Below are 13,408 nucleotides of genomic sequence, written 5' to 3' on the forward strand. Positions count from 1 at the left end.
TATTCACTATTGCAGTAGTCTTTAATTCATTTGAAATTGTAAAAAGCACTTAATACAAGATCACACCCCTTTGCTTTCTCGCTCCCGCGCTTCTTCGATTAAGAACTCATTGTCTGCAACTACATCAAGAGCATCATTCATCAAAGCAATATCAGCTAGATCGAGAGTTCCATCGATTAGGGACTCGTATTTGCACATACCCTTAATGACTGGCCGTAAAAGCCAGTCTTCATGATTTGGCAAACACTTAAAATTTATTCGACCTTCTTCATGCTCGATGCCTTCATAAGAAGATCTTGAATAAAATTTCCCAAGTTCTTACGAATGACGGCAACAACCAATGGAAGAATCTGCATTATGTCTAAATCATCAAACATGATTGATTCACCACGGCACAGTACAGCACCATCACGAATAACCACAGATAAGCACTTATGGATCACAAGATTGGTATCGCCTTCAGACATCCCAGCAATGACATCCATAAGCGGTGACAATGCACTGGAAAGACCATCAAGCTCTTTTAGATCGATATTCTCCAACTCGACATCATCACCTGACTCCATAGACTCAATCACTTTGGAGAGTCCACCCTTTGCAACTTCGCTAATGATTGGAATTAGGCTTGGGATGATTGGAGCAATCTTTCGGGATACGTGAAGTTGATCGAGCGCATTTAAGCGCCCGATCGTGTAGTTTTTACCGCTAATTGTTATCTGCATTTCAATTACTCATATTTGCCAAGTTTCATATCAACTTTTATTGAGTCGAATACCCATTCCACGGTTGAGCCAACTTTTGCATTTGTATAATCAGGAACTTTTTTAAATGCACATTTAGACGCGGTGTGGTTATCACCAGAACCTGTATGGTTGAGTGTGATAGTGTTTTTGCCCCACTTCCGTGTTGATGATTTTTGAGCATTGTAGATATTCATCAACTTGGCATTGGTTGGTGAAGTCTTTAAAAAACGGATAGTGATGGTGCCAGAGTTATCCGCATGAAGGGAATGCATACCCTCACCATCTGCACCAATGGTCATGGTATTTTTATCACCAGCCATGGCAAAGGTAATGCCTTCCTCAGCAATTGCTGCGCCATAACCCAAATCAATTACCCCATCATCGCTTGTTAAAGAGCACTGGGTATCCATAAAAGAATAAGCTGTCATAAAAACTCCTTAGCGATTAACTGAAACGATCACATCTGCAAAGTGAGTGGCACCTGCAAGCTTTGTGGCGATCTGAAATACGGGCGCTTTACGTGCTTCCCGCTCTGATTGAGCTTGATCATCAAGACTATTGGCATAAACGTAGAATGCTTTTGGCAGATAATCACCCGTTTCTAGTGCGCCAAAGCTATCACCGTTCCATTGCCCTTCACCCAATAGCCCATTTGTCACGGCCTGTTCATATGCACGCTCGAGTACACCACATTGGCGATTTACACCTGCAGGTGTTTGGGGAATTTTAGTGTTTGATGTGTAGTACAAATTCCATAACGCTGTTTCCAGATGATTCTGAAGCCAGTCAAGGCCATGGACTTCATCAAAGAATGAGCCATCACACATCACCCCTTCCTGCAGAATGGATGTGCCATTGTTGTAGCTTGCAAAAACATTACAGTTCTTCGCCTTTAATGCATTGGCTTCACTGATTTTCAGGTCTTCAGCTGCAATGCCTGGCAGCTGCTTAAACTTCAGCGTGATTGTGGTATTGGTGCCCATAAAGTTGACACTAAATGCACGACCAAACACAGAAGCTGCTGCATAAGGATTATCAGAAGAGAAAATCGCAAAGGTGCGACGGTAGTTTTTATTCTTAAGCAAATATGCCGTATCTGTTGTGCTAACAGGGCTAAGGCTTTCTTCTTCCTGAGTCGTATAACCAAACATACGCACCGGGTCTGATGCTTCAATTAGGGCTGCTACAGCATCAACTTCTATATCAGTCAGGTCGGCTGCAATGGTTAGGCCGTACCACTTGAGAGATTGGAGGCATTCAGCAACCGCAGCCTGCACTGATTCCGACCCTGTCTTATCCCAATAACCGATATACAGTGTACGAGGCTTAGGTGACTGACCAAAGTATGCAAGCGCTGCTTTGTATTCTGGATCATCAACGCCGTAGTCTTCAGCTACTCCATCAATACCAGAGTATTCGCGCATGCGCTCGATCTTATCAATGACACCACTTGTAGTGCCAAGAATAAGTAATGAACCAAATGAACGTGGTCCCGCAGCCAATGCAGCAAGACTAATGCTGACATTGACGACACTAGAAACAGGTAATGTCATGATGACTCCTAGTTGCGTTTAAAATTAATTTTTTGAAAACTTTCAAAAGGTTTTGAGGCAAAGCTACGCTTGACCTGTCGATTGAATGTCGCGGTCATGTCATAGCGGTGCACGTATTGATTATTGAGAAAGTCAGGTGCCGTAAGAATTTCACCGCATCCTGTAAATTTGATTTTGTATGCCCGGATCTGGGCAATATTTTGTGGAATCCCTAAGCCATCTTTAAATAAATTGGCAAAGTGCTGCCCTTGTGGACCATAAAATGAGAGAAAAACTTCAATGCTTTCATGCCGGATACTGTCCATGTCATCTTCGTTTTGCTGGAAGTACGGACCATCATCACTACGGGTATGTTTCACCCCGAATGCACACCAGTTTTTATCAATGCCTGGTAATGGTGGTGGGTCATTCTGCCAACGCGGTCTAACCATGGCACCCGGTAATGATGTGACTCCAACAATCAAGCCTTGGAAAATATCCTCAAGTTCCTGGTCATTCTGGACAGCTCCACTCGACGGTATATAACCGTCTACTGTAGAGTCCGCCATATTTATCCTGATAGTTTCAATTCACAAATTGCCTTCACAAAGCCACGGCCATAATGTGTATTGTCTAAAACCTGAGACACAATATAACGACGACCTTTCCATGTAATTTCATCGGCTTGATGGTCTGCATCACCAGAAGACAATGCAAACCGGGTATGAATATTAATAGCACCCTTAATCAAGGTGCCATCAGTACGGCGATCCATCTTGTTGCCATCATTAGTCGTCACTACACCACTGAATGTATGAGTGGTTTCAGTCTTCTGACCTCGACCATTGTCTCCCATCACCACTTCAGTCCGGTGGCAAATAATCCCACGTGATGCCAGCTTCGGATCAAGGAGCACACGACTTACATCAAGAGTTGCCACTGTTGACCTCCTTGCCCTTATTCATAATCACGTAGGTGTGTGAATTACGGTATTGGCCTGTATCCACCAATGGCTTTTCAGACTTCCTGCCTCTGGCTTTTCTTGCCTTAAGCGTGGCTGGTTTCAGCGGCGCAAAGTCACCTGCATTAATCAGGTTCTTCACACTCATTGTTGCTTTCATGCCAGCCGTGTTTAAGAAGAAATACATGCGCTGTTTGTTACCATCCAACGCACTATTCACAGCCTTGGTAAGTTGCTGCCCGATAACATCTTGTACAGCTTCAATACCTGGCATCAAATGCGGACGCGGTTCAAGGTTCATTGCAGGTGAACCAGTTTCCAATAGATAACCAATTTGAGCATTGGTCATACCATCTTCATCAGTTCGGGCTTCCCCGTGTGGCACTCCCACAAGCACCTCAACCCTAGACAGTTCCGCAACGGCCTCAAGTATGCTCAGCATGCCTTCACCAGTTACTTTTACTGTCAAAGTTGAATCCCTCCTGCACCGACCATCCGGGCCATCTGCAAAAACTGAATGCCAAATGTGGTTTGATTCCAATGTCCAGCATCAGTCAATGAAACACTGGAAACATCGACCGAATAGGAAACGCCGTCGACTGACTTAGAGGTTTCATTACCAGTCACTTGACCAGCATCTCCACCAATCGCTACGGCGTCCATACTGCGCAAATACAACGTCAGGTAATGCGCTACGAAGAAAGCTAAGCCTTCATCCAGCAGATCATCCCAGCGTGATTCAGGCAGTAACTTTTTTCCCATATTTAAATAGAAGTTGAATTGCGCCGTCGGGTACAGATCAGTATCTGCAAACATTGGCATTGATTCACGAAAGGATGATTCATCTAGCATGATTACTTAGCCTTTTTGTCTTCAGCTTTTGGATCTGCATCTTTGCTGTTGTCAGCAGAGGAGGCATCAGCAATTTTCTGCTTTAGCTCAGCGATTTCTTTTGCATCAGCAATTTTCTGCTTTAGCTCAGCGATTTCTTTTGCATCAGCCTTAGCCTGCTTTTCCAGATCCGCGATTTTCTTGGTCGCTGCATCAGATTGCGTTTGAAGAGCATCAAATTCTTCTTTTAGCTTGTCATAAGCTTCCTGAAGCTCGTGATTTACCACTACGTCCTGGGTGATCTCTTGCGAGTGATGCTTCACAAACCAGTGCTCTGCCACCTCCTGATCTACTTCTTGTAGACCTTGAGGCAGGTTCAAATTGATTTGCTGGCCATCTTGGTCTTTACCCATATTCACTACCAATGGCTTCGATAGGAAAATTTTAACTTTACTCATTAAGCTTCTCCTTATAGGCCATCTGCATAGTAAGCAGTTTCTGGATATACCCATTCCACCGCACCGATACGACCGAAATAAGTCGTCAATTGACGCAAGTCACGATATTCCAACGGCGTACGTTGTAGCGGTACAAGAGGCATACGAACACGTGATTCAGCTTGTGTATAAGTCATCATGCGGTCTTTACCTGCAGCACCACGGCCAACACACCATTTAGAAGGCTGGATGTCTAGTGGCTTACCATTTACTGACATTGCCAGACAGTTGATCTTCAGGAATTCAAGGATCGAGATATTGCCTGCTTCTGACACAATGCGAGTGGTTAATAAACCAAACTGCTGAGGCGGCAATAACAACTTGTCAGGACATACAGCAAAGCCTGAAGCTACCCATGCATTATTAAGAATCAGGTTTACATCGCTCAGAATTTCCTGCGGTGTGGATGTTGCCCAAGTTTTGATCACGTTGGTTGCACCCACCTTGCTTGAGTTCAACAGGCCTTCTACACCGATCATGCCGTCACCGATATAGACTTGTTCATCTACATCCATCTGGTATTTCATTTGCAGACCTGCGAACTTCTGAGCATCGATCGGACGCCCTACCTGTTTCGCAGATTCCAGTTCAGGAATTGTGAACCCGACCTGCATTGCCCATAGAGTCAATGGCAATGCCGTCTTACCGATATCTAGAGCGATACCTTGGATAGCATCAGCATTCTTGCCTACCCACGATTTTCCATTTGGTGAAGCACCACCTGCAGCAGCAAAAGTAGAGTTGGTGAAAGATGATGTTTCATCAGCGATTGAAACGTCAGAGCGCAGGTCAATATCACGTGACCAGGTATAACTTGCTAATGGCTCGTTCAGTCGTGGATCTAAGCGTTCAAGCTCACCAACCAGGAAAGCACCCGTGCTATCAATTGTGCGCGCATCAAAGGTTTGGAAGTTGTCGCGAGTTTGGGCGCGAATCGCCGCCATGCCTGCTGTAACTGCACTACCGAGAAGTAATTTCTTCATGTTTATTTTCCCCAGGCATAAAAAAAGACGCCTATAGCGCCGTCCTTCATGCCTTTTAAATTTTTAGATGTTGTATGCGATTTCTACGTTGCCAGATGCATCGGCGTCATGCATGAAGCGTGCTTTCACAGCAATGGTATTTGCACCATCTGCTGCTGCTTCAATGCCGCCAATTGGCTTGCCAGTTGCAGTAGCACCAATGCGCACATAAACAGCACCACCTTTCTTCGCTGTACCAGCATTACATTTCACCGTCATGTAACCGCGCACCAGAACATCTGTAATACCTTTAGACGGTACTGCTTGCCCTAGATTATTCGTGGTGGAAGTTGTTGGATATGAGCGCACAATCAGACCATAAACCGTGTCAGCTGTGTCAGAAGAGCCTAGTGCAGCCAAGTTGCCTGTGGCATCCATTTTGGCAAATACACCAAAGGCAGCCACTGGCGTCGGCATATTGTGTGATTCGATAGTTGAGTGTGATTTACGAGACACATCACCCGGAATGCCAGAAGGCATACGATATGTATAAGCAGCCATGTTTTATTTTCCTTTGTTCCAAAAATCGCGGTTACGCTGATTGATCTGATCAATTGTTGGAGCTGCACAGCCAAAGTCACGTGTAGTGATACCTGAGCGTACGCCTTTCAAATTATTTTGCTGTTTAATTAACTCTGATGCCCCAATGAATGCTGCATCCAGTGTTTGAATTGGTAGAGTATCAATATTGGCATTTGCACCAATAAACGGCGCTACGGCTTTCTGGCCATCAGTGGTTTGCATTGCAGCTTTTAATGCCTGAAGTTTAGCAAGTACAACCGCTTTACCATTGTTCGCACTATCAATTGTCGGCGGCAGCTTGATTCCTGGTGACAGGATCTCAGCACGCACCATCACTTCTTTAAGTGAATCACCGGTATGGGTTACGCCTTCATTAGCTTTACCTGCAGGTTCTGCCTTTAAGATGTCATCCTTGGTTTTTTCAGGATCATCATCGGGATTGTCATTATCTTCAGTTGGTTTTTCAGGATCATCTGAATCTTTGGTTTTTTTCTTTTCCAAAGCACCAAGACGAGAGTCCATAGTTTTGAGCATTTTAAGGATCTGACGATTCACAGCAGCATCGGACGTTTTGCCATCCAGATCTTCATCATCATCTGAATCCTTGGTTTCAATTTCCAATTCTTCATCTTCAACTGCTTTAGCCAGTTTTTCGGCTTCTTCAGCATCCTTGGTTTTCACCAGGTTACGAATGCGATCAGCAAAACTAATCTTTTTCTTTTTTGTCTTATCAGACATAAAACTATCTCCTATCGAGCAGCGGGAACCGCAACGCCCTTTATCGACTAATGCAACGTGATTTCCAAAAATGTTGCGCTGTACCCCTTTGCCCGGGCTGATCTCAACATAATCAGCATCGTAGCCAAGAGAAATTTCTACTTTCTCACCCATCACCGCATCAATCGCATCTTGATCAGTGATTAATAAGTCAGCTATCAGAAAATCTGCTTCAGCACCTTCTCCACGTCGGACGCTGTGTGCAGTACCTACCGCCAATTCCTTCCAGTTGCTCGGGTTGACCCATTCTTCTGGATGGTCATTGGTGACTGCTTTACCTTCAAAGCTAGCCATGGTCTTTGGATCAAATAGGTCTTCTTCACCGCGCTGAATCAAAATTAGCCCAGTATTATCCGCTGTTACGGGCACTTCGCCGTCGCCATACATCAATGTGCCGATACGCGCCACAGGCACATCACGACATAGCAGGTAGCCTTCTGGTGTGGTTTCCCGTGTCCGTCCGATCTGACCCGTTGTGTAGATATTGGAGCGGTCTTTCGTAGCAGACGGCGCTGGCTTTTTCGGTTTCTTCTTAAACATAGTTCACCTAAATTCAGGCAATAAAAAACCACCTAAATGGTGGTTTATAATTTCGACGCCTGCTCCCAGAGCGTATCAATTTGAGCTTCAGACAACCCCATCATCGCTGACATTACGAAAAGACTGCTATTATTTCGCTCAAACACCGTAGCATCCTGCCATTCGATTTGAATAATTTGACGCTGCATATCATCTTCGATTTGATTAATAAGCGCTTCAATATCAGCAAGAGCAAAGCCATTCATGACAAGTGCTAATCGGAATTGACGGCGTGTTAGTGGTTTTAATGGCGGTTTTTCGTAGGTGACTGCCCACACGTAATCAGGGTTGAATTGTGATAGTGCATTAAGAATCTGCTGCTTATCAGTTAAGCTTTGCATCAACTCTTGAATACCCTCAAATTCAGGATCAATCGCAGCAACACCGTTTTCAATCTGTAGTGCATGAATCTCGACACCGTCTTTATTTGATACAAGTTTTAGCATTTTATTTTCCTTACAGATTACAGATTTACGAAAGCTGGACGCGCCCCGACAGTCGTACCCGTGCTCGAACGAGCGTTATTCAAGTACAAGGCGAACACGCCAGCACTGGCTGCGTAGAACCAACTGCCGCCACGGATGGGAAGGCGCTCATCAGTCATTGTTTTGGCGAAGTAATCACCGTTATATGAAGCGGTATTTTCAATGTGAGGATATAAGCACAATGCTTTCAGTCGAGCTAAAGCTGCCGCAGTCACAGGCTTGGTTGTTGATAAGTTGCGGATACCACCAAAATTAGACCCATTAATTGTGTAGTCTGCTGTGCCGCCATCAGCATACTTGATTGTGCCTGCCGTGGTTCCGCTGCCGTCCGGTGTGACCAGGTTGCCAGTTTCACCATTAATCGCTTTCCATTCAGCAGAAGTTGCACCAAGATCAATCGCTAGTTTTGACGCATTATTGTCTGCAATAACCTGGATTTCACCGTTAAAAATACGCATTCCAGAATTCCATTCCCATACATTACCGGATAAATCAGCAATGCCGTTTTCTTTACCGTTGTGTCGCCACTCAACTGGGCCAGACCCAGTTAATGTGCGTGCTGACCCAGATGTATCACCCGGATTTAAGCCGTCCGCCCTGCGACCGATCAGCAATGGATTTTCTGAGCTTCGGCCATAGTATGTATTACCCATTGGCTGTTTATTATCTTTGTAGCATTGCAAGACCACGGCGCTCCATTCAGCATTTGTGATCAAGTGATGACCATTGCCACACGCTCGTGCTGCTGTAAGAAAGTTTGTGTAGTTAGTGCTATGGCTTGGCTCTACATTCGGCAGACTGAGCAACTCACCATTAACAATTCTTCCCTGATACGTGCCGATAAAGATTTCAGGCTTTTCCACACCGTCTACAATAAATGCTGGGTGTGTACCACTTAATGAAGCATCAATCGTACTCATATTGTACTTTTGAATGATGTTCATGTAAGTGGGCTGGCCTTTAGCCGTGTATAAAACCGTCTGCAATCCACCGCTTGCTACCTCTACAGACTGACGCAATGAGTCTTTGATCAGGATTGTAAGATTGCCGCCTTCGATATTGTTGCCATTTGGGCCGCCGACGTAGTCGATAACCTTCGTTAGATTTTCTTTGAAGCCTGCTTCTGTAACATTACTGCCTACAAGCGCTCCAACCTCTGGTAGATTCGCCACAGCTTACTCCTTAAATTAATTGTTGCCACATTGGGGTGCTGCCTGCAGCGCTCCACATTGGGCTTGTGTCATCTTTATTCCACATCAACGGGGTTTTGTCTGGTCGACTGCTACCACCAATGACGGTTGCTTTGCGTGCTTCGAACACGTTCATCACAATTCCAACTTTTACACCAACCACTCTAGATATAGGGAGCGTCATTTCACCACCTTTCGTTAGTCAGAAGTTAAAACCACAACGGTCACAGGACTTAAATCACTAGCCCATGCCCACAGGGTTACCCCTTCAGGAAAGCTAACTTTATTATCAAGCAAATGAACATCCTTTGAAGGCATGCTGGTACCTTGGGCAAAGTAAAAGTCACGATTACCCATCCCTTGAGCCGCTCCACCTTTCGAGCCATCTGTAATTTTTTGTGGCGTGCCATTCAGCACAAATTTATTCATCGCCATGTTTATCTCACTAATTTCAGGTATTAAAAAACCACTCAATCGAGTGGTATTACAGGGTCTGGGTAGCAACGACAATTAGGCAAACATCCAGCATGTCCAGTCATCCTGTCTAATGTCGGCGGCTTATTCCAATACACAAACTTGCCATTCATTTCTTTATGACTTGGTCTGACATCAATATCACCAGATGTTCGCCAGGTATAACCTTCAGATCCAAGATTCTCAGCACGTGATTGAACAAATACCGATGCAGCCCGACTAATCTCTGTTCTTGCGATAGTATTGGCACGACTCATGGAAACTTGACCGCCTGCCATAATCAATCCTGCAAGCTCTTTCGACCGCCCACCTTCAATCAGCATTCTGGTCGATAGGTCATGCACACGTTGAGCTGCATCTAATGGCAGAGACTTAATCAATCTCACCTGGTCAGATAACAATTGCTGGTAAACGGCGCCAACATCACTATTCCTGATCTGCTCACGTACGCCGTAGGACAGGTCTTTAGCGTAGATCAGCCATGTCTTTTCATCACGCAAGGCGATGTCAGTTATGATCCGTCCAGCCGTGTTATTGGCCCAATGATGCAAAGTATCCGCGTACTGATTCAATGACGCTTGGATCAAAGGCCATGATCGAGGGTCATGAACATCAAACCCTTTCACGATCGTATCGATATAGCCTGAAATCTTACGCAGCTGACGGCTGTACTCGATCTCCATTCGCCGCATCCGTTTCGGATCGAAGTGATTCATCATCATTCTCACTGTCTGGTGGAGGTGGGTCATTATCAGCGTCTTCGATATCGTCATCCGTAATCGTTGAGAAGATACCAGTAGAGCTACTGGCCTGACGTAATTCCTTAAGTGCCGTATGACGACTAATCACACCTTGTTCTTCAGCCTTCAAAATGGCATTGGTTGTCTTCTCTGCCACATTTGATTTCTGCTCTTCACTCATCTGCCACAGGCTGGTGAAATCAAACTTAAATGAATCAGGTAAAGGTTTACCAAGTACCGACAGTGACATTATCTCCAAGAGCCTATGCAACGGCGTACGCAGACGGCGTTCTTGCTGCTGATTGATGTTGTCGTAGTAATTGGATAAGTCAGACTCACCAGTTGAATTTAAACCTGCCGGCGACTGTCCAAATAAACGCACCAATGGAATCTGAGTGGCACCAGAGATCTGCTGACCAAACTGAAGCAAAAGTGTATCAAGGCCAGAGAAGGTGTAAGAGTGTGTTGCAAAGTCATCTTCTGCATCCATCAAGGTCAAACCTTCATTGGACTGCCATTCCCGAATATGATTGATCTGTTTAACCAAGCCCTCAAAAGCACGCCCACCAGTGGCGATAATGTCGCGCAGGCCTTTCACTTTATATGTCCGCAAATGTGCTTTATAGACCAGCTGGCCCGCACCCATGGTGGCACTATCAAAAACAGTTAAACGATCCTCTAGACGCTCAATCACTGACTGCCCCCAAAGGTTTTCAGTCATCGCCTGCCAGTAAGGAAGGTTTACGCCATCGATACGGATGACGCGCGAGTAATGGATGCGCTGACCACACAGGCCGGCTGCATCCTGGAATACGTCATAGTATTTAGGCTTGCCATAGTCTGGGCCATATTCAGTGACTAGATCTTCAAGTGTAGGCTGAACCATCCAGCGGTCTAAAACCATCAAGCCTTTAAACTGGTCCTTACCAATAGTTTTAACATTCAACGGCGTTGAAACGTTTTGGCCATCAATCAGCATGACAGCGAGCGCACCACCGTAGAGACGCCCCCACTTAATGGTATCGCTGAGCTTGTCCCAGATCTGCAACGCATCTAAAGCATCATTAATTACTTCACCATGCTGCGGATCATCGAAGCCTTGTAAGGTTACTCCCTCTCGGGTCATATCCTCGGCGACTACATCAACCACTTGGCCAACAACCCAACTTGAACGGTACATTGCTTCAAGCTTTAGACGGTTACGACTAGTGAGGTTAAAGCCATAACTGGACTGATCGTTTTGGCTGCCAGCACCTAAGCCAACACGAGCCGCAAAGTTCTGAAAACTATCGGCTGTAAATTTAAATAATCCCATAATTTTCTCTTAAAGGCGCGACCAAACTCCAGTTCCACCGCGAGCCATAATGTAGCCATCTAATGAATATCTCAGTGCATCTATGCCGTGGTTCCACTTATCAACAATGATTGGTAGAACTTCATCAGTAAGCCTGTCTTTTTTGTAGGAGTAGCTTCTAAACTCTTCCAGGGTTTTCTTACACCGCGTATGAATCACAACAGTCTCAAAACCTTTAATATGTGCAATGCCATCTTCAACAGATCCAGGCCACTTTTCGGCAGCTTCAATATTGAAACCCTGACGCCGTAGATAGCTAATTGTTTCCGGTCGAGAGCAGTCACCTTTGATTGGCCAGTCCCTTGCACCTGGCACTGAATCATAGAACTGAGCCATTTCATCTAGATCAACACCGACACCAAATGCCTCATACTCAATGTAGAGTGTGTTCTCAAGAATGAATGATCTTATTAATGTGTTCGGATCGTTAGCAAAACCAAAGTCAGCACCAAAGAATAAGCGGTCTGCTGTTTTCCATAACTCATCATCAAAGGCTTCAACCTTGTATTTATTTCTAAAGATTTGTGCCTCTGAAAGCTCAAGATAATCACCTTCCCAGATCCAGCGATAAGTCGCATCATCCAGATTCTTTTGATCCTGACGGCGTTCAATCTCCAAGACTTCAGGGAACCATGGATTATCGCTGTAGTTCATCTCTACACCAACACCAATCAATTCACCTGTAAGATCATCAAAGATTTCTTCATGTCTAAAACGCTGACTGGTAGCGCTATCTCTACGCTCAGGGTTCCAAGTAATCCAAACTTCTGAACCATCCTCACGGACTGTAGGAAGCAATTTTCGCCATGCCATCTCACTGACTGTTTCAGCCTCATCCACCCAGCACAGCAAAATACGTGCTTTGGATTTGATACTGTCCAGATTATGTCTAAGACCAGCAAAACCATAACTCACACGGAGGTTCTTGGTGCGGATGAAATTTTCACCCATCTCATAATATTGATTTAAAAAAGGCACAGAGCGAATCGCCTGCTTGATTTCCTCCATTGAGGAATCTGAAAGTGAGTTCATGTACTCACGTGCACCAAGAATCAATCCACTGATCTTCGCTTCAGCATACATATAACCCTTGATCGCCGTCATTAACGCGAACGATCTCGTTTTAGCTGAACCACGACCACCCCATGATGATCTGTAACGAATATTAGGCGTACTGAATAATGGTATTAATTTTGGCGGTAATTCAATCTGTACCTTTGACATCAGGAGCCACCAATTCAATTGTTGTTGGCATATTTATCGACTTGCCATTCGTAGTGTGATCAACCTCTTGCTTATTGGTGTACTTGCCACCCATTTCTTCTGCAGCCTGCTTGAGAATTTTTAAAGCCATCACAGGGCTCTTGGCTTTATTGATTAGTCGCTGGTATGCCTCTAAGCGAACGGTTTGGTTAGCAATAGGAATGTTTTTAGGTTTGTCCAAGTACTCTTCTCGAGTTTCCTCAAATTCTTTTTTCAAGCTGGCACTTAGATCTTTTCCAGTCCGCTTAGTTGGGTCATATGCTTCACACTGCTGTCGAGTAACATCAATTCCAAATTCTTCTTTGACAAGAACTACTGTTTCTTGGGGGGTATTAAACTGCGCAAGTGAACGCACTATATACGTTTGCACCTCTTTTCTAAGTCTGGCCATAAATCTCAATCCGTCCAAGTACGTCCAAGAAGACGGTCAAAAAAATG

General features: G+C 44.9%; 20 protein-coding genes. All 20 read right to left on the minus strand.

All coding sequences use genetic code 11. The annotated features are described in order from the left end of the window. Nucleotides 1–60: 60 nt before the first annotated feature. Nucleotides 61–198, minus strand: coding sequence for a DUF6889 family protein (locus AC4CU3_RS04670; protein WP_410169562.1), 138 nt, complete (start codon nt 196–198; stop codon nt 61–63). A gap of 56 nt (nt 199–254) precedes the next feature. Next, a complete protein-coding gene (locus tag AC4CU3_RS04675; RefSeq protein ID WP_490738458.1) occupies nt 255–716 on the minus strand; it encodes a phage tail assembly chaperone in 462 nt (153 codons plus the stop codon). Between the two features lie 11 nt (nt 717–727). Continuing rightward, nucleotides 728–1,171, minus strand: a complete 444-nt coding sequence (locus tag AC4CU3_RS04680) for a phage structural protein (protein WP_131230253.1) — start codon at nt 1,169–1,171, stop codon at nt 728–730. Between the two features lie 9 nt (nt 1,172–1,180). Further along, nucleotides 1,181–2,296 (minus strand): DUF3383 family protein, encoded by a 1,116-nt coding sequence (locus AC4CU3_RS04685; protein ID WP_490738010.1) that lies wholly within the window; start codon nt 2,294–2,296, stop codon nt 1,181–1,183. A gap of 8 nt (nt 2,297–2,304) precedes the next feature. After that, on the minus strand, nt 2,305–2,844 hold the full coding sequence (locus AC4CU3_RS04690; RefSeq protein WP_178905267.1) for a phage neck terminator protein: 540 nt from the start codon (nt 2,842–2,844) through the stop codon (nt 2,305–2,307). A gap of 2 nt (nt 2,845–2,846) precedes the next feature. Continuing rightward, entirely contained in the window at nt 2,847–3,215 is a 369-nt protein-coding gene (locus AC4CU3_RS04695; RefSeq protein ID WP_178905265.1) for a hypothetical protein, read from the minus strand. Continuing rightward, nucleotides 3,202–3,678: a hypothetical protein gene (locus tag AC4CU3_RS04700; protein ID WP_348958724.1), complete on the minus strand. Its 477-nt coding sequence runs from the start codon at nt 3,676–3,678 to the stop codon at nt 3,202–3,204. The genes AC4CU3_RS04695 and AC4CU3_RS04700 overlap by 14 nt, the downstream gene beginning before the upstream one ends. A 23-nt stretch (nt 3,679–3,701) precedes the next feature. Further along, a complete protein-coding gene (locus AC4CU3_RS04705) occupies nt 3,702–4,088 on the minus strand; it encodes a DUF4054 domain-containing protein (RefSeq protein WP_178905263.1) in 387 nt (128 codons plus the stop codon). Between the two features lie 2 nt (nt 4,089–4,090). Continuing rightward, the gene (locus tag AC4CU3_RS04710; protein ID WP_490738011.1) at nt 4,091–4,525 is read right to left on the minus strand and encodes an STY1053 family phage-associated protein; all 435 of its coding nucleotides are present in this window, start codon (nt 4,523–4,525) and stop codon (nt 4,091–4,093) included. 11 nt (nt 4,526–4,536) lie between these two features. Beyond that, nucleotides 4,537–5,547, minus strand: a complete 1,011-nt coding sequence (locus tag AC4CU3_RS04715) for a DUF2184 domain-containing protein (protein ID WP_490738012.1) — start codon at nt 5,545–5,547, stop codon at nt 4,537–4,539. A 63-nt stretch (nt 5,548–5,610) separates the two neighbouring features. Further along, nucleotides 5,611–6,087 carry a structural cement protein Gp24 gene (locus AC4CU3_RS04720; RefSeq protein ID WP_490738013.1) on the minus strand — a complete coding sequence of 159 codons (477 nt, stop codon included), beginning with the start codon at nt 6,085–6,087 and terminating at the stop codon, nt 5,611–5,613. Between the two features lie 3 nt (nt 6,088–6,090). Beyond that, nucleotides 6,091–7,425: a DUF2213 domain-containing protein gene (locus AC4CU3_RS04725; protein WP_490738014.1), complete on the minus strand. Its 1,335-nt coding sequence runs from the start codon at nt 7,423–7,425 to the stop codon at nt 6,091–6,093. Between the two features lie 44 nt (nt 7,426–7,469). Further along, nucleotides 7,470–7,910: a hypothetical protein gene (locus AC4CU3_RS04730; protein WP_490738015.1), complete on the minus strand. Its 441-nt coding sequence runs from the start codon at nt 7,908–7,910 to the stop codon at nt 7,470–7,472. Nucleotides 7,911–7,927: 17 nt separating this feature from the next. Then, on the minus strand, nt 7,928–9,121 hold the full coding sequence (locus tag AC4CU3_RS04735) for a formylglycine-generating enzyme family protein (protein WP_490738016.1): 1,194 nt from the start codon (nt 9,119–9,121) through the stop codon (nt 7,928–7,930). A gap of 10 nt (nt 9,122–9,131) precedes the next feature. Then, nucleotides 9,132–9,323: a hypothetical protein gene (locus AC4CU3_RS04740; RefSeq protein WP_490738017.1), complete on the minus strand. Its 192-nt coding sequence runs from the start codon at nt 9,321–9,323 to the stop codon at nt 9,132–9,134. 14 nt (nt 9,324–9,337) lie between these two features. After that, a complete protein-coding gene (locus tag AC4CU3_RS04745) occupies nt 9,338–9,574 on the minus strand; it encodes a hypothetical protein (protein ID WP_178905251.1) in 237 nt (78 codons plus the stop codon). Nucleotides 9,575–9,609: 35 nt separating this feature from the next. After that, complete coding sequence (locus AC4CU3_RS04750; RefSeq protein ID WP_490738018.1) at nt 9,610–10,296, minus strand: phage head morphogenesis protein; 687 nt, start codon at nt 10,294–10,296, stop codon at nt 9,610–9,612. Then, complete coding sequence (locus AC4CU3_RS04755) at nt 10,265–11,668, minus strand: DUF1073 domain-containing protein (RefSeq protein ID WP_490738019.1); 1,404 nt, start codon at nt 11,666–11,668, stop codon at nt 10,265–10,267. Before AC4CU3_RS04755 ends, AC4CU3_RS04750 begins: the two co-directional genes overlap by 32 nt. Before the next feature lie 9 nt (nt 11,669–11,677). Then, nucleotides 11,678–12,931, minus strand: a complete 1,254-nt coding sequence (locus AC4CU3_RS04760) for a PBSX family phage terminase large subunit (protein ID WP_490738020.1) — start codon at nt 12,929–12,931, stop codon at nt 11,678–11,680. Next, nucleotides 12,912–13,361, minus strand: a complete 450-nt coding sequence (locus AC4CU3_RS04765; protein WP_490738021.1) for a DUF2280 domain-containing protein — start codon at nt 13,359–13,361, stop codon at nt 12,912–12,914. Before AC4CU3_RS04765 ends, AC4CU3_RS04760 begins: the two co-directional genes overlap by 20 nt. Nucleotides 13,362–13,408: the final 47 nt, after the last annotated feature.

It is taken from the genome of Acinetobacter sp. 802_lipA, assembly GCF_058242885.1.

Excerpts from the sequence above, each read along its gene's own strand:
- AC4CU3_RS04670 (WP_410169562.1), bottom strand. The coding sequence starts at position 198 with ATGTGCAAATACGAGTCCCTAATCGATGGAACTCTCGATCTAGCTGAT.
- AC4CU3_RS04680 (WP_131230253.1), bottom strand. The coding sequence starts at position 1,171 with ATGACAGCTTATTCTTTTATGGATACCCAGTGCTCTTTAACAAGCGAT.
- AC4CU3_RS04685 (WP_490738010.1), bottom strand. The coding sequence starts at position 2,296 with ATGACATTACCTGTTTCTAGTGTCGTCAATGTCAGCATTAGTCTTGCT.
- AC4CU3_RS04690 (WP_178905267.1), bottom strand. The coding sequence starts at position 2,844 with ATGGCGGACTCTACAGTAGACGGTTATATACCGTCGAGTGGAGCTGTC.
- AC4CU3_RS04700 (WP_348958724.1), bottom strand. The coding sequence starts at position 3,678 with ATGCTGAGCATACTTGAGGCCGTTGCGGAACTGTCTAGGGTTGAGGTG.
- AC4CU3_RS04705 (WP_178905263.1), bottom strand. The coding sequence starts at position 4,088 with ATGCTAGATGAATCATCCTTTCGTGAATCAATGCCAATGTTTGCAGAT.
- AC4CU3_RS04710 (WP_490738011.1), bottom strand. The coding sequence starts at position 4,525 with ATGAGTAAAGTTAAAATTTTCCTATCGAAGCCATTGGTAGTGAATATG.
- AC4CU3_RS04715 (WP_490738012.1), bottom strand. The coding sequence starts at position 5,547 with ATGAAGAAATTACTTCTCGGTAGTGCAGTTACAGCAGGCATGGCGGCG.
- AC4CU3_RS04720 (WP_490738013.1), bottom strand. The coding sequence starts at position 6,087 with ATGGCTGCTTATACATATCGTATGCCTTCTGGCATTCCGGGTGATGTG.
- AC4CU3_RS04725 (WP_490738014.1), bottom strand. The coding sequence starts at position 7,425 with ATGTTTAAGAAGAAACCGAAAAAGCCAGCGCCGTCTGCTACGAAAGAC.
- AC4CU3_RS04730 (WP_490738015.1), bottom strand. The coding sequence starts at position 7,910 with ATGCTAAAACTTGTATCAAATAAAGACGGTGTCGAGATTCATGCACTA.
- AC4CU3_RS04740 (WP_490738017.1), bottom strand. The coding sequence starts at position 9,323 with ATGACGCTCCCTATATCTAGAGTGGTTGGTGTAAAAGTTGGAATTGTG.
- AC4CU3_RS04745 (WP_178905251.1), bottom strand. The coding sequence starts at position 9,574 with ATGGCGATGAATAAATTTGTGCTGAATGGCACGCCACAAAAAATTACA.
- AC4CU3_RS04750 (WP_490738018.1), bottom strand. The coding sequence starts at position 10,296 with ATGGAGATCGAGTACAGCCGTCAGCTGCGTAAGATTTCAGGCTATATC.
- AC4CU3_RS04755 (WP_490738019.1), bottom strand. The coding sequence starts at position 11,668 with ATGGGATTATTTAAATTTACAGCCGATAGTTTTCAGAACTTTGCGGCT.
- AC4CU3_RS04760 (WP_490738020.1), bottom strand. The coding sequence starts at position 12,931 with ATGTCAAAGGTACAGATTGAATTACCGCCAAAATTAATACCATTATTC.
- AC4CU3_RS04765 (WP_490738021.1), bottom strand. The coding sequence starts at position 13,361 with ATGGCCAGACTTAGAAAAGAGGTGCAAACGTATATAGTGCGTTCACTT.